Annotated in this window: 19 protein-coding genes; 18 read left to right on the top strand and 1 reads right to left on the bottom strand. The window is 61.7% G+C overall.

Annotated elements, in window-relative coordinates:
- Positions 1 to 22: 22 nt before the first annotated feature.
- From N4G42_RS13035 to N4G42_RS12950, 18 genes are all read left to right on the top strand, one after another.
- Positions 23 to 1,186, top strand: a complete 1,164-nt coding sequence (locus N4G42_RS13035; RefSeq protein WP_260667437.1) for a Gfo/Idh/MocA family protein — start codon at positions 23 to 25, stop codon at positions 1,184 to 1,186.
- 678 nt (positions 1,187 to 1,864) lie between these two features.
- Positions 1,865 to 2,722 (top strand): type II secretion system protein, encoded by an 858-nt coding sequence (locus N4G42_RS13030; protein WP_099730542.1) that lies wholly within the window; start codon positions 1,865 to 1,867, stop codon positions 2,720 to 2,722.
- 22 nt (positions 2,723 to 2,744) lie between these two features.
- Positions 2,745 to 3,578, top strand: a complete 834-nt coding sequence (locus N4G42_RS13025; protein ID WP_056063942.1) for a type II secretion system protein — start codon at positions 2,745 to 2,747, stop codon at positions 3,576 to 3,578.
- Between the two features lie 63 nt (positions 3,579 to 3,641).
- On the top strand, positions 3,642 to 4,565 hold the full coding sequence (locus tag N4G42_RS13020) for a type II secretion system protein (RefSeq protein ID WP_056063940.1): 924 nt from the start codon (positions 3,642 to 3,644) through the stop codon (positions 4,563 to 4,565).
- Positions 4,566 to 5,069: a hypothetical protein gene (locus N4G42_RS13015; RefSeq protein ID WP_056063937.1), complete on the top strand. Its 504-nt coding sequence runs from the start codon at positions 4,566 to 4,568 to the stop codon at positions 5,067 to 5,069.
- Complete coding sequence (locus tag N4G42_RS13010) at positions 5,066 to 6,379, top strand: hypothetical protein (RefSeq protein WP_260667435.1); 1,314 nt, start codon at positions 5,066 to 5,068, stop codon at positions 6,377 to 6,379. Before N4G42_RS13015 ends, N4G42_RS13010 begins: the two co-directional genes overlap by 4 nt.
- The gene (locus N4G42_RS13005) at positions 6,376 to 6,963 is read left to right on the top strand and encodes a hypothetical protein (RefSeq protein WP_099730540.1); all 588 of its coding nucleotides are present in this window, start codon (positions 6,376 to 6,378) and stop codon (positions 6,961 to 6,963) included. The genes N4G42_RS13010 and N4G42_RS13005 overlap by 4 nt, the downstream gene beginning before the upstream one ends.
- A gap of 132 nt (positions 6,964 to 7,095) precedes the next feature.
- Positions 7,096 to 8,898, top strand: a complete 1,803-nt coding sequence (mshL, locus tag N4G42_RS13000) for a pilus (MSHA type) biogenesis protein MshL (RefSeq protein WP_099730539.1) — start codon at positions 7,096 to 7,098, stop codon at positions 8,896 to 8,898.
- A complete protein-coding gene (locus N4G42_RS12995; RefSeq protein ID WP_260667434.1) occupies positions 8,895 to 9,905 on the top strand; it encodes a tetratricopeptide repeat protein in 1,011 nt (336 codons plus the stop codon). The genes mshL and N4G42_RS12995 overlap by 4 nt, the downstream gene beginning before the upstream one ends.
- On the top strand, positions 9,902 to 11,407 hold the full coding sequence (locus tag N4G42_RS12990; RefSeq protein ID WP_260667433.1) for an ExeA family protein: 1,506 nt from the start codon (positions 9,902 to 9,904) through the stop codon (positions 11,405 to 11,407). The genes N4G42_RS12995 and N4G42_RS12990 overlap by 4 nt, the downstream gene beginning before the upstream one ends.
- Positions 11,391 to 13,136 carry a GspE/PulE family protein gene (locus N4G42_RS12985; RefSeq protein WP_099730536.1) on the top strand — a complete coding sequence of 582 codons (1,746 nt, stop codon included), beginning with the start codon at positions 11,391 to 11,393 and terminating at the stop codon, positions 13,134 to 13,136. Before N4G42_RS12990 ends, N4G42_RS12985 begins: the two co-directional genes overlap by 17 nt.
- A 22-nt stretch (positions 13,137 to 13,158) precedes the next feature.
- Positions 13,159 to 14,430, top strand: coding sequence for a type II secretion system F family protein (locus tag N4G42_RS12980; RefSeq protein WP_056063918.1), 1,272 nt, complete (start codon positions 13,159 to 13,161; stop codon positions 14,428 to 14,430).
- A gap of 116 nt (positions 14,431 to 14,546) precedes the next feature.
- On the top strand, positions 14,547 to 15,116 hold the full coding sequence (locus N4G42_RS12975; protein WP_108497254.1) for a hypothetical protein: 570 nt from the start codon (positions 14,547 to 14,549) through the stop codon (positions 15,114 to 15,116).
- Positions 15,113 to 15,895: a type II secretion system protein gene (locus tag N4G42_RS12970; protein WP_108497255.1), complete on the top strand. Its 783-nt coding sequence runs from the start codon at positions 15,113 to 15,115 to the stop codon at positions 15,893 to 15,895. Before N4G42_RS12975 ends, N4G42_RS12970 begins: the two co-directional genes overlap by 4 nt.
- Complete coding sequence (locus N4G42_RS12965) at positions 15,892 to 18,138, top strand: hypothetical protein (RefSeq protein WP_260667432.1); 2,247 nt, start codon at positions 15,892 to 15,894, stop codon at positions 18,136 to 18,138. The genes N4G42_RS12970 and N4G42_RS12965 overlap by 4 nt, the downstream gene beginning before the upstream one ends.
- Positions 18,135 to 19,373 carry a type II secretion system protein gene (locus N4G42_RS12960; RefSeq protein WP_260667431.1) on the top strand — a complete coding sequence of 413 codons (1,239 nt, stop codon included), beginning with the start codon at positions 18,135 to 18,137 and terminating at the stop codon, positions 19,371 to 19,373. Before N4G42_RS12965 ends, N4G42_RS12960 begins: the two co-directional genes overlap by 4 nt.
- Positions 19,374 to 19,381: 8 nt before the next feature.
- A complete protein-coding gene (locus tag N4G42_RS12955; RefSeq protein ID WP_260667430.1) occupies positions 19,382 to 20,704 on the top strand; it encodes a prepilin-type cleavage/methylation domain-containing protein in 1,323 nt (440 codons plus the stop codon).
- 36 nt (positions 20,705 to 20,740) lie between these two features.
- Positions 20,741 to 21,469, top strand: coding sequence for a prepilin-type N-terminal cleavage/methylation domain-containing protein (locus N4G42_RS12950; protein ID WP_099730532.1), 729 nt, complete (start codon positions 20,741 to 20,743; stop codon positions 21,467 to 21,469).
- Positions 21,470 to 21,566: 97 nt separating this feature from the next.
- On the opposite strand, the gene N4G42_RS12945 is transcribed toward N4G42_RS12950, so the two are convergent.
- On the bottom strand, positions 21,567 to 21,935 hold a 369-nt coding region (locus N4G42_RS12945), incomplete at its 5' end, for a hypothetical protein (RefSeq protein WP_313771911.1).

Raw genomic sequence — 21,935 nt, 5'->3', positions numbered from 1 at the left:
ACAGCGAGCAAAGACTTTTCGTATGTCCAGTGAAAGAAAGCTCCGCTACGCCATGGTCGGCGGCGGCCACGGCGCCTTCATCGGCGCGGTGCACCGCAAGGCCATGGCGCTCGACGGTCAGTTCGAGCTGGTGGCCGGTGCGCTCTCGTCATCGCCCGAGCGGGCGCGCACATCCGGCGCCGAACTGGGCCTGGCGGACGACCGCAACCACGGCAGCTGGCAGGACCTGCTGGCCGACGAACTGCGCCGCCCGGCGCATCAGCGCATCGACCTGGTGAGCATCGTCACCCCCAACCATGTGCACCACCCGGTGGCGTTGGCGTTTGTGCAGGCGGGCTTCCATGTGGTGTGCGACAAGCCGCTGGTGCACACCCGCGCGCAGGCCGACGAGCTGGTGGCCGCCGTGAAGAAGGCGGGCACCGTGTTCGGCGTGACCTACAACTACACCGGGTACCCGATGGTGCGTGAGGCGCGCCACCTGGTGCACAGCGGTGTGCTGGGCCAGCTCCGCAAGATCACCGTCGAATACAACCAGGGCTGGCTGGCCACAGCCGTGGAAGAGGGCGGCGCCAACAAGCAGGCCGACTGGCGGCTGGACCCGGCGCGCAGCGGCAGCGCGGGCACCCTGGGCGACATCGGATCACACGCCGAAAACCTGGCCGCCACCGTCACCGGCCAGCACCCTGCCTGGGTGTGTGCAGACCTCACCACCTTTGGCGCCGGGCGGCAACTGGACGACGACGCCCAGCTGCTGCTGCGCTACGACAGCGGTGCACGTGGCTTCATCGTGGCATCGCAGGTGGCAGCGGGGCTGGAGAACGACCTGCGCCTGCAGGTGTCGGGCACGCTGGGCACCATCACCTGGCGGCAGGAAGACCCCAACCAGCTCATCCACTCCCCGGTGGACGGCCCGCGCCGCATCCTCACGCGCGGCTCACCGTGGCTCAGCCCGGCGGCGCTGCAGGCCGGGCGCATTCCTGCGGGCCACCCCGAGGCCTTCATCGAAGCGTTCGCCAACGTCTACCTGGGTGTTGCTGCCGACATCCGCGCGCGGCAGACAGGCACGGCGGCCGACCCCCTGCACGCCGACTACCCGCGCGTGGAAGACGGGGCGCGTGGCGTGCACTTTATCGAGCGGGTGTTGGCTTCTGCGGCCAGTGAGCAGAAGTGGACGGCATTGCGCTGAGCAACGCTCGCGTCGCGGCGCATGGAAGCTGTAGCCCTGCGATCAAAGCGATGAAACAGCGTTGATAAGGGTCACAACTCGCATGCGACTCTGATTTAGGCTGCACGGGCCGCAGCCCTGGACGGAGGGCGCTCGTCGCGTATCCCTCCGAAGGTTGGGTTGCCGCGATAACCGCTATCCCGACCTTCGGCGGAGTCTTCTGGGTTGGCTGAATCAAGCTTACGTTGCGGAGCGGCTTCGTACACGTGTCTGTGCTCGACCAGCCCCATGCCAAGGCTAGCGTCAAGCTCCGAATGTCCTCAATTTCCGAGCCAGGAAAACCCTTATTTTTCCAATAGCTCTGAGCTATTGGAAATGGTGACTAATTGTTTGTTTTTGTTGCTGTTGTGTCACTAATACATACGCACTATGGCTAAGCGAGGGCACTTGCGCGATGCTTGCGCACCATCTTTTGAAGTTGGTGATTAAACAAAGAGTGGCAGTAAGCCATTGATTCATATCAAAAAAATAGATGGATGGGATGCGGGTCGGACGCCACCAAGCAAGCGTTGCCAGCAGTGCCGCAAGGCAGTTGAGGGATGCAAAACGCGTGGATCGCTGACGCCAATTTTTAATTGTTTACTTTCGTTACGTTTAGTAATCTCCGCGCTCACTCTTCTTTCAACGCCTGAGGAAATCATGCGATCACTTTTCTCCGTCCTGCCTGCTCGGCGTGCACACTGTTCTCCCGGTTCCCGAGCGACGCAGGGTGGTTTTACCCTGGTGGAATTGGCTGTTGTGCTGGCCGTCATCGGCTTGATCATCGGCGCCGTGGCCATCGGCAAGGATGTGCAGCGCAATGCCGAGTACACGAAGATCAAGAACAAGTTCATTGACCAGTGGGAGCAGGCGTACAACCAGTACTACCAGCGCACCGGCGTGGTGGTGGGCGATAGCCAGACCGCGCCCCGCATCATGGTGAACGGGACTGCTTACGTGGCAGCAGCAGGTTCTCCCACTTCGGGTGGTGACATGGCTGCACTGGTCGCAGTTGGCTCCGAGCCAGTCCCCGTTTGCTCGCGCAATCCTGAAGCCGGGACCATGCGCTCAGACTCTCCTTTTACGGTCAATGTGAATGACCTTCGTGCCTACATGACGCGCGCAGGCATCCGCATGCCGCCCGGTCGTGCAGAGGGGCAGGAAGACCTGTATGTCTACACCGATACCAACGGTTCGCCGCAGGAGATCCAGGTGTGCTTTCAATGGAACCGACCCACGACACCCGAGGGCTCGGGCAACGTCATGGTCATCTCTGGCCTGACTCCCGACCTGGCACGCATGCTGGACCAGATGATTGATGGCAAGCCTGACGCGCAAGAAGGTCGCTTCCGCCTGCGGGGCATTGCCAACGGCACGCCGAATGGTCCTGGTGTGGAATGGTCTGCCAACAACTCCTTCGGCCGCGGCGCAGGCGCCACCACGGCCACCGGCGCGGGCAACACCCGTGACGAAGAGCAGGTCATCACCCTGACCGCCATCTACAAGATGAACCAGTAATCAGGGCGAGGAAAACAACATCATGAACCAAGTATTCAAGAACCTGGCCCGCCGCTCGCCATCAACGCGTCAGCAGGGTTTCACGCTGGTCGAGCTGGCGGTTGTGCTGGCAGTTATCGGTCTCATCATCGGTGCCGTGGCCATCGGCAAGGATGTGCAGCGCAACGCCGAGTACACCAAGATCAAGAACAAGTTCATTGACCAGTGGGAGCAGGCGTACAACCAGTACTACCAGCGCACGGGCGTCGTGCTGGGAGACAACCAGACTGCCCCTCAGAACATGGTCAACGGCGAGCGTTTTCTGGCAGCTGGTACACGCTCTGGCCGCGACATGACCGGTGTCACGCCACCCAACGCCATTTGCCGTGCGGCAGCAGGGCAGGGCATGACGCGAGGATTCACCGCTGGTACGGATCCTGACCTGCGCGCCCTGATGACGCGTGCCGGTATCCGCATGCCTCCCGGCCGTGCAGAAGGTCTGGAAGACCGCTATGTCTATCTGGACACCAATGGCAACCCGCAAGAAGTCCAGGTGTGCTTCCAGTGGAACGTGCCGCTCGGTAATGGCTCTGCCGCGAATGCAGTGGGTGATGGCATGGGCAACGTGATGGTCATCACCGGCCTGACGCCTGACTTGGCACGCGCGCTGGATCAAATGATCGACGGAAAACCGGATGAGCGTGAAGGCCGTTTCCGTCGCCAGGGCGTGCTGAACAACGCTGGCGGCACCAATCCCAATGCGCCGGGGCAGGAGTGGCAAGCCTCCAACCGTGACCAGATCGGCACGACCAATGATCGTGCTTTTGACGAAGACCAGATTGCCATCGTCACGGCCATCTATCGCATGAATCAGTGATGTGGCTTGAGCCCTTCCACCCTTGACCCTTTACACAACTTATTCCCCTCGTCGGAGGTTTCAATGAAAAAGATGCATTCGTTTCGTGGGCTGGGCCGCAAGGTCCAGCAAGGTTTTACTCTGGTTGAGCTGGCTATAGTGCTGGCCGTCATCGGCCTGATCATCGGTGCCGTGGCCATCGCCAAGGACGTCCAGCGCAATGCTGAATACCAGAAGGCCGTCAACAAGTTTGCCTATCAGTGGAAGATGGCCTATGACCAGTACTACCAGCGCACCGGCGTGGTGGTGGGTGATTGCCAGCAGGCGCCAACCTACATGGTGGATGGCTCTGAAACCTCTATCAACGGCGGCAACGCTTGTACGCGTGCGGGTTCCATGGCTGTTCCCGGCATTCCAGCCAGCTTCACAGACCGTGGTCGCAAAATCTGCTCTGGCCAGGGCTACGCTGCAGACACGGTCGGTGCTGGCGACACTACGCTGGCAACACTGAACCTGCGCGAACTGATGACCCGTGCTGGTGTGCGTATGCCCCCTGGCCGTGGTGAAGGACACGAAGACCGCTTCCTCTACATCGACTCCAATGGCAACCCGGCTGAGCTGCAAGTTTGCTTCCAGTTCAACAACGCGGGCGTCGCAAGCGGGGCGGGGAACGTCATGGTGATTCGTGGACTGACGCCCGATCTTGCGCGTTTCATGGACCAGGTGATCGATGGCAAGCCGGATTCCCGCGAAGGCCGCTTCCGCATCCAGGGCCGCCCCCAGCAGACGGCATCCACCGAAGCCAATGCACCCGGCACCCAGTGGGAGGCCAACAACACGCAGGGCGTTGCCATCAATGTGGGCGGCAACAGCACTCAGATGAACACCAGTGATGCGCGCTCGCCCGTAGTCAATGCCGCTGGGAACGCGGGAGGCACGGCTGGAGGCCGCACCTTCGACGAAGACCAGGTCATCTTGCTGACCGCCCACTGGATCATGGAGCAGTAATTGAACGGCACCCGTACGCTCAAGCTGGCCTGTCTGGCACTGGCCACTGCCCTGCTCGGCGGTGGAGCCTGGTTGGCGCAGCGCGGTCTCAAGCAACTGGCTTGGGAGCGCCAGCAATTCGCTCAGTTGCAACAGGGGCTCGAAAGCGCCCGCAGTCTTGTGCCTGAAGTGCAGCGGCGCGAGCAACTGGTGCGTTCTATCAAAGACGTTTCTCAACAGGTGGAACGCATGGGCTTTGACCCGTCCCAATGGGGTGAACGTCGCTTACGCCGGGCCGTAGCCCCCGCGACGCGGGTCGAGGCTGCTCAGTTCCTGGGTGAACTGGGTCGTGGCGGAGCAGGGCAGATATTCGTGGCTGATGTTTTCGAGATCGCTACTGTGTCGCCTGAAGCCAGCCTGTTCCAACCCCCGATGCCCGGCGACCAAGGGCTTTTGCTGGGTGTCACGGGCACGCTGCACTTTCAGACGGCGTCTGTCTCTCCATCGCCGAAGGTGACTCCATGAGTGCAGAACATGTGTATCGCGTCGCCAGCTCCGGCTGGTTGCACTGCCACGGGCATCAGGTCGAAGAAGTTCCTGCATGGCCGCGTCTGACCCACAGCGCGCTGGTGGTGTTGGACATGGACGACGTCTATACCGACGTCTGGCGTTTCGAGGGCAAGACCGAATACGCAGCCGCTTTGGTTGAAAAGCGTGTGCGTACGCAAGGCCTCGTCGAAGGCGCGGCCCATGTCGTGGTGCACCGGCTGGTCAAATTGCCGGGCGGCTTTCAGGTGTTCTTCTCGGCGATTTCGCTGGATCTGTGGCAGCGTTGCACGCAATGGGCCAAGGAGCAGGACGACCATTGCCTGGTGATGATGGCTGGCGGGCTCCTGTGTGACGGCGTGGCGTCTGGCAGTGCGCGCGTCGTGCTGTCCCAGCGGCGGCTGATGTGTTTTGTGCAATCCGAAGAAGGCATGGTTTTTGGCTCTACCCAGGCGCTGGGTTCTGGGCCATCTGCCATGGCCAGTGCGGCCCAGGTGCTGACCAGCAACCACAGTACCTTGTTGATGCGGCTGGGTGCGGAGGCTGTGGAGTGGTGCACGCTGTGGTCTACGCAGCCTGCGGATGTAGACACCTGCCTCGCAGCTGTACGCAGCGTAGTGGGCGGGGCGCCAGTGATCATGCATGCGCAAGAGATGACGCTGGCTGCTGAGCGGGTACATACCGTGATGCCGACATTGGCGCGCAAGGCTGCAGGCCGCCATGCACTGAATCCTAGTCTGGAGCGGGTGGCGTGGCGTGCCGAGCGCTGGGTGGCTCCTATCACCGTGGTAACGGCGCTCGTCGGCATCGTTCTGGCCATTGTGGGCGTGCTGGTCGGGCAACTGGCGGATCAGCAGCGCAATGCGGGAATGAACCAGCGCGCCGAGCTGGAGGCGCTGCAAAGCCGAATCCAGGCGGTGTCGTTGGTGGAAGCTCCGGGGAAGCTGCTGCCGGTGGCCGAGTTCTCGCGCACGCTGGATGAGGGCGCGCGCCATGACCCAGTGGCGTTCATGGCAGTGTTGAAAGCTGCCTCCAACAAGGACATTCGGATTCAGCGAGTACGTCTGGAAACGACGAGCTCTTTAGGGAGTGCACAACCCGGTAAAAAAGCCTTCCGTGTAGACGGCGTGGTCGCACCCGGTGCCTCGGCTTCTGTGACACGCTGGGTCTCCCAGATGGCAGCGGCTGGCTGGACGCTCCGGGCAGTGGATCCCACCTTCACGCTGCCAGGTTCTTTCTCGTATGAGCTGGTGGCCAATGCAGCTGCTCCAGGAAATGTGAAACCATGAAATACGCGGCTTTACTTCTCAATGGGCTTGCCATTCTTTTGCTCGGCTGGGGGCTCTATGGCGTGTTTCAGCTCACTCAAGCGCGCACTCCGTCGATGCGTCCCATGACCGTGGAGCTGGCGCCCTTGCCAGCCGCTTTGCGCACGGATCAGGAGCGCGTGACCGAGGCCTTTGGCGCCATGTCTCGCATCCAGGCGCAGACGATGGCGGCAGGCACCGATCCGCAGCGTCTGATCGCGCTGCCAGTGCCTGGCAGTGATGTGGTGGGCAGTGTGCAAATGCCGCGCCGCTCCCTGTCATTGCATTTGGACGATCTGGCCTCTGAGCGGCAGTCTGTGGTGATTGACGGCCAACTGGCACGCCAGGGTGCACGGCTGGAGGGCGGTGGGCGTGTTGTGCAGGTGCGCCCCAGCGAGGCGGTGGTTACCGAGCGGCTGGGTCGTCAGACTTTGACGCTGCCTCAGGGGGAACTGCGGGTGGGAACGCTGCGCTGGCCCGACGGATCGCTGGCAAGCATTAATACCCAGGAGTTCCGCTCGGGTCTGCCGGGCGGACAACCTGGCCCTATCAAGAGCTTGCCATGACCACGAAGGCCCGCCGGCAGCAGACAGACAACGTGACTCGCGGCTCGACGCGTGCATCGCGTTGTGGGCTCCCGTTGGCTTCTCCTCATGACCATTTCAAGAAATCACGCTAGTAGCGCCAAGGACAGCGACATGAACAATCCTCCATTTTTCAAGCCATTGGCGCTGGTATGTGCCGCCCTGGTGCTGGCTGGTTGCGCCAGCCCTTCGCCCCGCAGCGCTTCCAGCCTCCCGCCGCCAGATACCACTGCAGCAGACCAGATGCGCGAGCACGCTGCGCAAGAGGCCCAGCGTTTGCTGGTACATCAGCAGATGTTGCTGGCCGAAATCAACAAGACGGCAGCGGCACCGGTCATCGCTCCGGTGGCCCCGGTGTTTGATCCGCTGGAAGGCAAGCTGATCAATGTGGCCATGTCCCGAGCCAGCATCAGCCAGATCTTGAGTGCGTTTGCCGACGCAGGAAACCTGAACCTGATCGTTGATCCCAATGTGCTGAAGGGCGGGCAGCTTGCCGACATGCACTTGCGCCAGGTGACACTGCGTGAAGGCTTCAACGAAGTGCTGCGCACCTATGACGTGGCAGGCGAATTCCGTGGCAATACGCTGCGCGTGAACCTTACCGAGGAGAAGTTCTTTTCATTGAACTTTCTCAACACCAAGACCAGCATCCAGATGGGCTCTGGCGGTAACGTTTTCGGCAGCTCCAATTCGGGCGGCGGGGGCGGAAGCGGGAGTGGAAGCAGCGGGGGCGGCGGATCGGGTGCCCAACAGGGCAGCCTGACCATGTCGGGCTCTGGCGGCGGAAGTACGGATCCGTACCTGGAAATCGAAACCGCCCTCAAGTCGGTATTGGGTGACTCGCACCAAGACCGCCTGGCCCAGCAGCAGCAAATGCAGCAGCAGAACCTGACCATGACGACCCCGGGCTCGTCCTCGTCGCCTTGGATTGGGAGTGGGGCCAACCCAACACGTCCCGCCCAGTTGCCGCAAGCGCCCTTGGCCACGATGAATGAAGACAGCGGCTTCACATTGAACAAGATGACTGGCACGCTGTACGTAAAAGCCCGTCCCTCCAAGATGCGCGCCGTCGAGAAGATGTTGGCCCAGGTGCACAAGGTGCTGGGCAAGCAGGTGTATGTCGAGGCGCAGCTGATCGATGTACAGCTGTCTGACAACTTCGAGTTTGGTGTGGACTGGACGTCCTTGCGCAGCCGTCTGGCGGCAGGCTTTGGTTCGTCGCCCATGCAGCTGGGTGGCAGCTCGGGTACGTTGCCGAATGCCGGCACGGGCTACCCTTCGCGGGCCATTTCCATCCCCGCAGCGCTGATCGGTAGCGTGGCTGGGCCTGCACTGGGCATGTCTTACCAAGGCAGCAACTATGGCATTGTGATCAACGCACTGCGCTCCTACGGAAATCTGAAGGTACTGTCCAATCCCAACGTGCAAGTGCGCAACGGCACGCCTGCATTGCTGTCCGTTGGCACTAGCTCGCGCTACGTGTCGCAGTCCGCATCCACGCAAACCGTTCCTGGTGGCGGTGCGTCCACTACATCTTCCAGCGTACAGACTGACACCGTGTTCTCCGGTGTCATGGTGGGGGTGCTGCCCATGGTCCGTGACGATGGCCGCATCGAGCTGTTGCTGAATCCCATGCAGAGCGATGTCGACCCTGCCAGCCTGCAACTGGTGGCTGTGGGGGGAGACAACCTCGTCTCCCTTCCCAAGGTGAGCTACAAGGGGCTGACCACGACCTTGAACGTGGGCGATGGCGACGTGGTGGTGGTCGGGGGGTTGATCGACCAGCGGAGCTCCAATAACGACCGTGGAGCACCTGGGGTGTCTGACGTGCCTTTGCTGGGCAAGCTGTTCGGCAATGAGAACAAAGTGCACGGAAGTCGTGAGCTGGTGATCGTCTTGCGGGTGCGTGTGCTATGAGCCTCATCCACGACGCGCTGAAATCCATGGATGCGCCTCAAGATTCCAAGCCTGCCATGGCAAGGGCTTCCAAGGCGGCGGTGCGTGGCCGTCCTGCATGGCTGGATGCCATGCTGGCTTTCGCCGTCGTATTGGGGGCGGGGATTCTGGGGTGGTTTGTCTGGCAGACCCAGATGAAGCCCAAGGCATTGCCGCCGCCGATGGCTGCTGCGCCAAGTCCGGCCCCCGCTGCAGCGCCAGCCCCGGTGGCGGTCGCTTCGCCGGTCGCTGAAACGGCTGCGCCTGCTGCGGCGTTGCCAACGCCAGTGACGGTATCCGCTGCTGACCCTGCTGCGGCCGCCAACTCTGCCATGGCTGCTGCTCCTGCACCGGTAGTTCCTGCGCCTGTTGCCGTGCCAGCTCCAGCAGTCGCTGTGGCGGCTCCCGCAGCTGCGCCAGTGCAGTCAGCGACTCCCGCTCCGGCTGTTGCCATGGAGCCCGCTGCGCCCAAGATGGTCGTGGCAACCAGCCCACGCAGTGATGTTGCTACGCCAGCACCGGCTGCGGTGACCCGCAGCAGTGCGATGCGACAGGCGCATGGTGCAAACCGCTCCAATACGGCGACTGCGCCCGCAGTGGCGACGGCCCCGGCCGTGGATGACACTCCGGTGGAGCTGCGCTTTGCCCGTTTCGTCGCCGCCATGAAAGAGTCACGTACGGCCGATGCTGAACGTGAATTGGCTGCGTTGAAGGAGCGTCTGCCGGCAGGGTCTTTGGGACTGTTGCGCGCGCAAGCCTGGTTTGACCTGCGCGCCGGCCGCGATGCTGCTGCTGCAGACGGCTATCGCGCCATCCTTGAGCGGCTGCCTGGCGATGAAGAGGCCGCCATCAACCTGGCCAGCATTCAGTCGCGCCAGCAAAAGACTGAAGAAGCCCGCGCAACCCTTGATGCCGCATCGCGACTGCAACCAGATTCGGCTGCGTTGCGGGCCGCATTGGCCCAGTTCACCCCTGCTGCACGCCAATGACGGCCAATTCCATCTATGCCACGCTGGGGTTGTCACGCAACCCGTTTCCGCCGACGCCGGATGCGGGTTCGTACTTCTTCACGCCTCGGCTGGAGGAGGATTTCGCGGAGATCGTGCACTGCATCGAGGCGCGCAAGGGCTTTGTTCTTCTGACAGGAGAAGTGGGGCTGGGCAAGAGCACTCTGGTGCGGCGCTTGCTGGACACCCTCAGTGGCAAGAACTGCCACTCCGCGCTGATCCTGAACACCTTTTTGCAAGACAGTGCTCTGTTGTCTGCCATACAGTCTGACTTCGGTTTGCCGCCTTCGGACTCCGTAGAGCAGGGGCTGGCGCGACTGACCGAGTTCCTGATCGCGGGGCACCAGGCAGGCGAGATCAGCTTGCTGGTGATCGATGATGCGCAGAACCTCAGTGTGGAATCGCTCGAGCTGGTGCGCTTGTTGTGCAATCTGGAAACCGGCCAGGAAAAGCTGTTGCAGATCCTGCTGGTCGGACAGCCCGAGCTGGAGGAAACCCTGGCGACGCCGGAGTTGCGTCAGCTCAAGAGTCGCATCATCAAACACGCTCGGCTGTCGGGTCTGCAAAAGGATGAAGTCACCCGTTACTTCGATTTTCGTGTGAACGCTGCGGGCGCAGAGGGGCGTCTCTCCATCGAACCTGCCGCAGCGGACGTTTTGCACCGCGCCACGCAGGGAAACCTGCGACGCATTCACTTGGTGCTGGACCGTTGTCTGTACGGTTTGGCGAGTACCAGGGCATCTGTGGTGACCGAGCCCCTGGTTCAGCGTGCGGTGGCTGATCTGCCTGCATTGGGGGATGAAGCCGCAGTGATCGCCAAGGTGACTGGTGGCCATCGCGGTCGCAAGGCCTGGGTGCTCGCTGGCCTGGTGGCGGGCACGACAGCAACAGTCGCGTTGGCCAGCTGGGGGTTGGCTACCCAACCCAGCGAGCATGTATCGCCAGCAGCCCCCGTGGTGGCAGCTCCCGCCCCCGAGGTAGTTCGGCCAACGGTGTCGGGCGAGGCCTCAGCATTACCGCCCAATGGCAGCTCTGCGACCGCCTTCGTGGCGACTGCACCGACAACCAAGGCGCAGCCTGCGGCTGCGGTACCTGCTCGCCAAGCCTGTGAAAACCAGCTCAAGGCGGCAGCTGCTGCTGACGAGGTGGTGCATGTTTACCGCCTGCCCGATGGCATGGCCGACAGCCTGAAACCGTCGACTCGCCTGTGCCGCTTCAGTGTGGACAAGGAGACCTGGGTCGCATGGCTGAGTCGCAACAACACGCGCAACATCGAGGCCGCCGAGCAGGTCACGCGCAAGGTACAGGGCAAGCTCAAGGGCATGGGCCTTCTGGACAAGCGCGAGCCTGACGACGGTTTTTTTGGTTCGAAGACTGGAGAGGCGTTCGCCCGCTTTCAACTGCAGCAGGGTCTGCCGCCGACTGGCAAGCCCGACGAACTGACCTTCTTACTTCTGGAGCATCAGGATGCATCCCCCCGCTGAATCATTGCTAGAGGCCTCGGGCCAGTTGCAGCCCGCAGGCCCTACGGCCGAGGATCGCCTGGCGGTGCTGCGTGACAAGAGTCCTTCCCTGGGCGCTGCATTGGTCAATGCCGGCCTTGTGTCTGCAGTCGCCATCGACTATGTGTTGCAAAAACAGAAGATCGAGAAGGTGCCTATGGGCAACCTTCTGGTGGAGCTGGGTTTCGCAAGTGCCAACGAGGTCGCACGCCAGCTTGCTGGCCAGCGCGGACTTCGCTTTGTCAACGCCGATGAAATGCCGGAGCCCGATACGGCCGTAGCCGGCATCTTTAACCGATCGTTGTGCCTGACTTATGGCTTCCTGCCTGTACGGGAAAACGACGAAGGCCTGATCGAGGTAGTGCTTGGCGACGCACAGCCTGATACGGTGACCGAACTTGTGCAGCGCAAGCTGGGCAAGGGATGCCATTTTTTCCAAGGTGAATTCGATAGTGTTGCCCAGGCCATCCAGCAGCACTATTACTTCGCAGAGCACCCGCCGGCACGCCTGATCGAGAGCGAGGTCCGCAAGCTCGAAGCTGACGTGGATCGTGCCTACAGCCCCGCCCGTTTGCTGGAACACATGCTCCACCTGGCGGTGCGCGAACGTGCGACGGATATCCATCTGGCGCCCACGGCGCGTAGCCGTTCGGTGCTGCTGCGCGTAGACGGCGTTTTGCGTCCGGTGTTCGCGCTCTCGCCGGCCCTGGACCGTCTGGTGGTCTACGTCAAGCTGCAGGCTGACATGGATGCCAGCGAACAGCGCCTGCCCCAGGACGGTAGCTTTACGGCACAGGTGATGGAGCACAACTTCACCATCCGTGTCTCCACCTTGATCTCCGAATTTGGCGAGCGTATGGTGCTGCGCTTGCTGCCCGAGCGCAGCAACCTGGACAAGCTGGCAGACCTCGGTTTTCTGGAGGAAGATGTCGCTGTCATGGCCAAGGCGTTCTCGCGTCCGCACGGCCTCATCCTGATCACGGGCCCTACCGGCTCAGGCAAGAGCACGACGCTGCACGCCGCGCTGCGCATGCAGCCCTTGATCGAGCGTAATGTGTTGACCGTGGAGGACCCGGTGGAATACCGTGTCCCTGTCGCCTGCCAGACCGAAGTCAACCGCCGTGCGGGCTATGAGTTCGCCAATGCCATGCGGCACTTTCTTCGGCATGACCCCGACATCATCCTGGTGGGTGAAATCCGGGACTCCGAGACTGCACGCGCAGCGCTCGACGCATCCTCTACCGGGCACCTGGTGTTGTCTACCTTGCACGTTGGCAGCATTTTTGGGGTGATGCCTCGCCTCAAGCTGCTAGGCGTGGATACCGAAACGATCGCCGAAAACCTGGTGGCAGTGATCAACCAGCGCCTCGTGCGCCGAATCTGCCCGCATTGTGCCAAGCCACGTCTTGCGACTGACGATGAGCGCCGCTGGCTGGGGCAGGGCGCTGCGGGCGAAATGCTGCAGGTGTTCCATGGTGCCGGCTGTCATCACTGCCGCGACACAGGGTATCTGGGCCGCCTGCCGGTGTACGAAATGCTGGTGGTCAACCGTGATCTGGCGGACGCCATCGCCTCTGATGCTACGCGGGCCGAAATGCGGCAGCGCGCGCTGGCAGCAGGCATGCGACCCATCTTGACGTTGGCGCGGCACCGCGTGTTGGCAGGTGAGACCACGATGGAGGAAATCCTCCGCACCGTGGGCGAGGACTGAGCCGCTTTGGCGGAAGCATTGCATGGCCAATCTCAACACTTATTACTACCGCGTACTGCTGCCCCATGGCGGGGTGCGCTCGGGTCTGTTGCGCCTGGCAGTCAAGCGCGACTTATCGGCTCGCATGCGGCTGGAGGCCGACACTGACGGCACGGTGATCAGCCTCTGGCGTTTTCCTGCCTGGCTTGCAGTGGTGGCCGATGCGCTGTTGCATCTGTTCCGAAAGCAAGTGCGCGGCGAAGACCTTGCGGGCTTCCTTCGCGACCTGGGCCTCATGATGCGCGCAGGCGTTCCCGCCCTCGATGCGCTGACCACCCTGGTGGAAGAAAGCCACAGTGTTGGCAACCCTGCCATGGCGTCCGTTGCACGCAACATGCTGGACGACCTGAACGCGGGTGTGGGCATGACCGAAGCTTTCAACCGGCACCCCAATGTGTTCCCCGAGACCGTGCGCAACCTGATCTCCATCGGGGACCAGACCGGTACTCTGGACCGCATGCTGGGCGAAGCCGCCGAGCACGTGGAGCGCATGATCAATATCCGGCGCGATATCAAGACTGCTCTGATCTATCCGGCGTTTGTGTTCGCCTCCATCATTGGCGTCGCCATCTTCTGGATCTACTACGTTGTGCCCAACATGGCGCGCCTGTTCAAGCAGCTGCAGGCGAAACTGCCACCCATCACAGAAGGGCTGGTGGCCTTTGCGAACTTGCTGTCCACCCATCTGCCCTGGGTGCTGCTGGTCACGGTCATCGTGGTGTCGATCGGCGTCATTGCCTTCAGACGGTCCGAGCGATTCCAGCTTGCAACCTATACCTTCATGCACCGTTTGCCTATTGCTCGTACGTTGCTGGTGTCTTCCGGCATGGCACATATCACCGAGCATCTCTCGATCCTCGTACGTGCGGGGGTAGACATGGTGTCCAGCCTGCGCGTTCTGGGGCGGGCCACCAAGAACCGCTACTACCGCACCCGCCTCATCCATGTGGCGGAATCGGTTTCGCGCGGGGAGTCCGTGTCCTCATCGATGCGGCGCGTAGGCGGTTTTCCCGCCATGGCAGTGCGCATGATTTCAGTGGGGGAAGAGTCCGGTAGCCTGGATCAGCAGCTCTCTCACCTTGCAGCGGACTATCGCAAGCGCCTCGAGGTGTTGGTCAAGTCGCTCGCGGAAATCCTCAAGCCTCTGATCATCCTGGTTGCAGGGGGCTTGTTTCTTTTCCTGATCGTTGCGCTGTTGTTGCCTGTTTACGACCTGGTGCGGCAGTCGGTCACTCAAAGTATGGGAGGCGGCTGATGTCACGTTCTTTGTTGTCACTTCGCGCAGACATTCCAACCCCTGTTTCTGGCATAGGTTTGTTTGAGAGTTTTCATGCTGGTGAGGCCTGCCCGTTCTGCTGGGCAGGAGACTGAATGCGTAAGCCCGTTTTGGTAGGTGCGAGTCTAGGACTGCTGCTGTTGGTCGCGATCGCCGTCGGTGTATGGATAACTGATAAGCATCCCGAGCCAGTTGTCGGTGGAATACCACCTCGCACGACGAGCCCCCGGATCGTGCCGTCAGCCCCAGCGGCTTCCATGGCTCCGGGCACAGCACAGAGCATTCCACAGGCAGACTTGGCAAGGCAGGACCGCCGCCGCCGCCTGGCGGAAGTGCGCGCGGAATTCAGGGCGCTGAGTGCTCAAGGGGCGCAGGCATCGCCGCAGAAAATGCGGGCGTTGGTGGATGAATTGGAGGCCTTGTCCGGCCCCAGCTTCGATCCGCGTTATTTCCAGTCGCTGCGGACGATGCTGGACCAGAACGCAAAACTGCAGCAACTCAACGCAGAACTGCAAGTCCTCACCAAAAGCAAGGCCCCCAAGGATGCAGCGCGACAGGAAGCCATCCTCGCCGAAATGCGTGCAATAGGCGAGCGCGTGGCTGCGGAAGCAAAGGCCATGCAGGCCTTCATGCCCAAGCCCACGCCTGAGGTAAAAGCTCCATGAGTTCCAGTGGTTCTTACTCTGGCGCATTGCACAAGCGTGCCACGCAGAGGGGATTTTCCCTGGTCGAAGGGGCGATCGCGCTCGTGGTAGCGGGGCTAATGACTTGGGCGGCTTTCAGTGGGTACGTGACGGTATCCGAACAACAGGAAATCGAACGTGGTCGAGCCGAGGCAGAGCAATTGCAGTCGATTCTGCGGGCATTTGCACTGCGCAATGGGCGGCTTCCATGTCCTGCGAGCACGCCTGACGGATATGAGGCGCTGAGCAGTGGAGTGTGTGCATCAGGGGTCCAGCTGGGTTGGTTTCCTTATGTGAGCGTCGGTCTGGAATTGCCCACGGATCGACTGCGTGCCCGCTATTCGGTTTTCCGAGAAGCGAACCTCGCCGTGCCTGCGCAAGACGCAGATCTGGCTGTGGAGTTGGAGCGAACGGGTGATTCGCTGGGTGCGCCTACGCATCGGGACATCACCGACTTGATCGTTGCTTTGAACAATGCGTCTACTAAGCCAGTGTCGTCAGCGCGCACGTATCTCACAGGTGACGGCGGTGCGGCGGGAGCCATTGATTGCGCTGCCAATCGTGTAATGGTTGCAGCGTACTGGGTGGTGGTGCCACTTCAAGACAAAGACGGCGACGGGAACCGCCTGGATGCCCCTCACACTCTCACCAGTTTGTGCGCAGCGAGCCCTTCAGCGCCGCTGCGGTTTGCGTCGGATGACGTGGTGATCGCGGAGTCACCTGCGCAGTTGGCAGGGTGGTTGCGCAAGAGCCTGCCTTGACGGCAATCCCCTCCTTCACTTTCATGCTGCCGATGTCTACGACCTGTCTCTCCTTGCCGCTCCGAAGCGCTGCACGCCGCGCAGGCGGATTTGGCCTGCTGCAAGTGATGCTGCTCATCGCAGTAATGTCCGGTCTTGCCACGATGGGCTACCTTCAATGGCGCGAACGTTCCGCGTTGGATTCGTCCCGCCAGGAACGTCAGGCCCTGGCACAGGCTGATCAGGCGTTGATTGCCTATGCCACTGTAGCCCGCAGCTTGCCGTGTCCAGACGTTGATCGAGACGGTTTGCAGGATTGCGGTGCACCGGCTACCCAAAAGGGATGGCTGCCAACGGCGACCCTTCGCATGGCAGGCGTTGACCCCGGAGTGGACGTGGGGCAGTTGCGCTACCTCGTTCAGCGCCAAGGTGGTGCCAACGACCTCACGATGCTGACGGATACGTGGACTCCTCTCGAGTACAGCGACGGAGCCGACGGCTTTTTCGCCATGCGCGGAGCTCCTTACCCAGCGGACATCCTCACGTTGACCGACCTGTGCCAAAGACTTGACACCGGCCGCAGGGCGACGATGTTACCCACCATGGCTCAAGTCAATGCGCCGACCCCGCGCGCCATCGCCTATGCGCTGGCCCATCCGGGAAACAACGATGCGGATGGTGACGGTGATCTATTTGACGGCGCCAATTCCAATGCCGCAGCCAATGTCAACCGCATGGAAGACCCGAACCGGCGTTCGCTCCTGGCGGGGTACAACGACATCGTGCTGGAGCGGTCTTACGACAGCCTGCTGTCGGCTTTTCATTGCCGCCCTTTGATCGATTCCATCAACACAGTAGCTCTGGCCCATGATGTGGCCGGAGACGTGGCTGAGATGCGTGCCGACAACATCTCGTCTGCCCGTCGTTCGGTTGCCTTCAGCACTTTGGCGGCCATCATGACGTCTCTGGAGATTGCCCTGGCCGTGGCAGAGGGGGCTTCTGATGCTGGCAACGCCGCCGCAGAGTGGGCCATCTGTGCGGCGTCGCTGGGGTTGGCGGTCAATGCCTGTGCGGCCGCACCCCAGCACACTGTAGCGATTGGGCTGGCGGGGGGCGTCATCATCGCCAACGGTCTTGCCGTGGTTGCCAATGCAGTGGCGGCTGGCATTGCCGGTACAGCTTTGACGCTGGCCGATAGTAGCGCCACGGCTAACGATATATGCCCTCCCATGGATCCGGCGGTGAACAACCTCATGCTGTCCATCGCGCAGCAGGAGGTGACGGATGCCAATGCCGAACTGGCCGCCGCGACTACGGCTGTCAACAACAAGACGGCAGAACTCAATACCGCCATCGCGCAGCGAACTGCCGCCGTCACCAGTCTGACCAGCCTGATTCGAAATGGCCAAGCCAGTTCGCAGATCGACGGATTGCTCAACACCTTGCTGGCTGCTGCCGGTACCTGGGGCAGTACATCGTACGCCAGCGCTGCCGCCGATTCCAAGGTCACGCAGGCTACGCAGCTGCGTGATCGCTGGGCGGCCGAGGTCGCCAAGTACAACGCAATGCTGGCAGACATACCGGGCACTCTCGCCCGATTGAATAGCGAGATTGCTGCACTGGACTTGCTCATTGCCACCAATCCGCCCAACAAGACAGACCTTCAGAATGAGCGTGACGGCAAGGATGCGGAGCGCAAATTGGCTGGTGATGTAGCCGGACTCACGGCCGTGCGAGACAAAGCTGTGGCTGAACTGGCCAGCGCACAGACGGCACTGGACAACGCCGTTGCTGCGCAAACGGCTGCCAGCGCTGCCTATTCCACGGCGCAGACGAGCTACCAAAGTGCCATTTCAAACTTTGTCAACGGCACGGCCCGCTACAACATCTATAACAGCAGCGGGGCCGTGGTTGCCTATGGATGCACGACCGCCTGTCAGGCTGGCGACGTCAATATCAACAGCGTGGGCCAACTGGGCTCCGCGCTGGTCGACCTTTTTGGACTGGGCGCGATGACCAGCCCGAGCACCGACGCCAAGTACCTTAAACCCGTCAAGCTGCAAAAAGAGCTGGATGCTCTGAATCAACGTCTGGCGGCAGCGCAAGATCGCAAGGCCACGGCCGATGCCCGGTTGCTGGAGGCGCAAAACCGTGTCAATAACCCGCCGCCCTGCAACGCCACGGGCTCGGCCGTAGTGCCCATGACACCCGAGCAAGCCGAGTCCATCTTGGCGGATGTAGATCGCAAGGGAGGGACGCGATGATGTTCATGAGAGCGGACGCGCAATTACCTTCGCGCCTGCGCCAGACAGGGTTGTCACTGGTGGAGCTGGGCGTTGCCATGGCAATCGTCGGGGTGATTGGCATCATCACTTGGCGATGGGTGGCCGACACGCGTGCTCCTATGGATCGCACTGCCATCATGGGGCAGCTGACTGAAGCCCAAGCAGCGGTGGAAGGCTTTGTGCTCGCCAATCATCGGCTGCCCTGCGCCGCATCCGGCACCAATGGCACAGAAGACTGTGGCAACACCAGCGCTGCTGCGGTCTTGCTGCCGTGGCGCACTCTGGGGTTACCCAGTCGCATGGGCCAGTTGCACTATGGCGTCAATCGCGGTGCTTCGCTGGATCTCGCCAGTGCGCCGACGGCCTCCGCTTTCCCTGATCTCAACATCAATTACACCCCCGCTATTCCGGTGCTGGCTTTGTCAACCGATGCGGGCGTCAACGCTGCTGCAGCCGCGTTGACGGGCGCCATCACGGCAGCAAATGGCAGGCGCGCCGTTATCAATGGCCTTGACTGGTGCCGTGTGGTGCGCCGTCTTGCGGCCAATCCCACGGCGGCGGGTGTCCTCACTGCGGGCAATCTCACCGCAAGTATTCCGGTCGCGTTTGTGATCGCGCACCCGGGGGTGAATGGCGTGTTTGAGGGCAGCAATGTGCCGGGAGGTGCAGCGGGGTTCAGATTCGATATGCCCGGACGCGCGCAGGACAGCAATTTCGATGATCTGTCCGTGGCTGTTGGCGCGGGCGACCTTGCGTCCGGCATTGGGTGCGTGTCGCGTCTGGGTGCTATGCAGGCTGCCGCGCAGGGGGCCTACACCGCTTATGACAACGTGCGAGTGGTGCAGGAATACTGGTCTTTGCGGGTGTTCGATATTGAGCAGGCACAGTCAGCCCTGGAGGCCGCACAAACGGGCGTCATCATGGCGACCATGAACGCTGCTCTCGCTGCTGGCAGCGCGGCACTGGCCATCGCTTCCGCTGCCAACACCGAAGGGATCACGATTTTCGGGCTGGTTTTGTCCGTAGCCAATGTAGCAGCTGCAGGTTTTGAGTTGGGTTTTGCGGCGGACGATCTCCGTGAGGCCGAGAAGGCACTGCAAGACTCCAAAGACAAGGAACTCGCGTCGCGGGCTTATGTGATCGAGGTGTTTGAAACTTTTACCCAAGCGCTGACGGCGGCGAACCGGCTGGATGAGAAAGGGCTTAACCCATGAGACACCGCATGCTGGGTTTCACACTGGTCGAGCTGTCGCTGGTGTTGCTGGCTCTGGGTCTGATATTGCCTGGTGCTGTCATCTTCTGGCAGTTGTCAGAGCGGCATCGCGTGGCGGCCGTGCAAATGGACGCGCAACAGCAGTCGCGCCAGGCACTGCTGGGTTATCTGCATTCTCATTACAGGTTGCCATGCCCGGCTGCGGATGCCAATGGCGTGGAGTCCTGCACGGATGGTGCCGCGATTCGCCAGGTGGGCTATCTCCCTTGGCGTACGTTGAACCTTCCGCGTCCTGAGGCGGGACGTTTGCGGTACGGCGTATACCGCGAGCCTTCAGGTGCCACGATGGTTGCCGCTCCTTCGGACCGGGACCTTGCGGTGGCTCGCGACCGCATGAACCCGCTGCGTGTACGCACCCCATCTCCCAAACCCCAGAACCACACAGAGGCCCCCAACCCAAACGCGCCTCCCATTCCGGAAGTGCTGTCCAGCTTGAACAGCGTGTTGGGAGTTACCCAGTCTGGCAATGATGCGGCACCACTGAACCCAGCCTGCGATGCTGCCGGTGACCCGGCCTGTCCATTGGGTGTAGTTAATGCGGTCAATCTCATTGACATTTGCCTGGCGCTGAACACCGCCAGCGATGCTTTGGTGGCTCCTGCTGGCAGGTTGGCCACCCAGGTCGGAGCAACCCGGCGCACCGCTGCCTTCGTGATCGCCGCGCCAGGTCTGTTGGACGCCCAAGGCAATGGCCAGGCGTTTGACGGCGCCAATGCCGCTGCATCCAACGCTGACCCCACTTTCGCTTCGCCCAGTCAGGCTGTAACCGAACAGTACGATGACATCGTGCTGGCCGCGAGTCACACCGAGCTGTTTGCAGAGCTGCAATGTGGGGCAGCGTTGTCCGCCATTTCACACGCTCATTTCAACGTAGCCACGGGAGCTTTTGTGATGGAGCGTGCGATGTACGACTACCGTGATCAACTCTACATCGCTGTGGTGCTGGCTCGTGCTGATGTTGCCGCGGCGGCGGCCGGAGCGCTTTCTGCAGCTGCTGGGTCGCTAGATGCCGCGAAGGAGATGGTGTCCGCCGTGGCAGATACCACCATGTCTGTGGGCGCTCGTGCGTTTCAGATAGCACTGGCGGCTGTGGGCATCGGATTGGCTGTGGCCAGCGATATTGCGGCTGCGGCCGCTGTGGTGGATGCTGCGCTTTCTCTTGCAGAAGCTGAGGATGTTTTTGATGGCTTCGCGACACGCACGACGGCAATGACCGAATTGTCACGAGACATTAATACCAACGCGTTGCGGGCTGACGCCATTGGCCACTGATGAATTTGATGACCGACGTTTACTGAGTGACGCACCATGACCCCATTTCACATTCACCCTCACGGCGCTGCCTCGCGTCGACAACGTGGTTTTTCGCTTCTCGAGCTGAGCGTCGTTCTGATCGTGATCGGCTTGTTGCTGGGTGCCGTTGCTGTTGGTCGTGATTTGCAGCGTTCTGCCGCCAATCAGCGGCTGTCCACCGACTTCATCCAGGGCTGGCAACTCGCGTATGAAGGCTTCTTCAACGGTGTGGGTTACCCACCCGGTGACAACCCGACCGCGCCCACAGGGCAGGTCAATGGAAACGCTGCCACGCCCGGTACAGAGCTGTGTGGTGCGGACATGATCAATGCATTTCTGGCCGCCGGTATCCGCCTGCCCACGGGCCGTACCGAGGGCCAGCAGGACCGCTATGTGTATCTGGACAGCAATGGGAACCCGCAGGAAGTGCGGGTGTGTTTTCAAAGCCGTGACTGGGCTGAGCCTGGCGCCACCGGGGGAGTGTTTGTATCTCGCAAGCGCAACATCATGGTGGTCCGTGGTGTGACGTTTTCCTTGGCGGCTGCGTTGGACCAGCAGATCGACGGACGCAGTGATGCGCGTTTTGGGCGCTGGCGCGATATCTCCTTCGCCAATTCCATCGCTGAACTCAATGGCCAAGCCTGGCCCATTGATGACCGGATGGCATTTGGGTCCACCACAGTGACTTCGCTGGATGAATCGCAGGTGGCCATCACCACGGCGCTTTTTCAGATGATGCGCTGATTTCCGTGCGCGAGCCGCGAACGCTTGGCGCGGTGGCGGTAGCGTGGGGCAGGGGTACTTGGCGTGTCGTCGCTTTGAACGATTAAACCCTCGGTCCTCAAGCTTCTGCCAGCTGAAACCGCTGGTCAAAGTTCATCTTGCCCAGCATGCGCAGCGCCGCGTTGCAAGTGGCGTTGTCCACCTTGCTGATGTCCAGGCTGTAGCGCTTGGCGGTGGACACTACGTCCACACATTTGTGGCCCCATTGCACCGCGACCAGCAGGGCGGGGCGCTGGCCTGCCTCGGCACCTACCGACACGCCGCGTTGCTCGGGCCGCAGCATGAATTCGAGGTGGGGGGTGCGCACCAGGGTGAGGCGGTCGGTCCCTCGGGGGCCCAGGGCGAACGAAACCACCCAGTCGTCTTCGTCTTCCACCGTCACAAACGGAACATGCTGGGGTGCGGCCATGGTGCTGGGCGTTGGGGT

Source organism: Acidovorax sp. K2F, assembly GCF_025246485.1.
Classification (GTDB): Bacteria; Pseudomonadota; Gammaproteobacteria; order Burkholderiales; family Burkholderiaceae_C; genus Acidovorax; species Acidovorax delafieldii.
The sequence above is the reverse complement of the archived record's forward strand: the minus strand, read 5'-3'. Positions and strand labels throughout refer to the sequence as shown.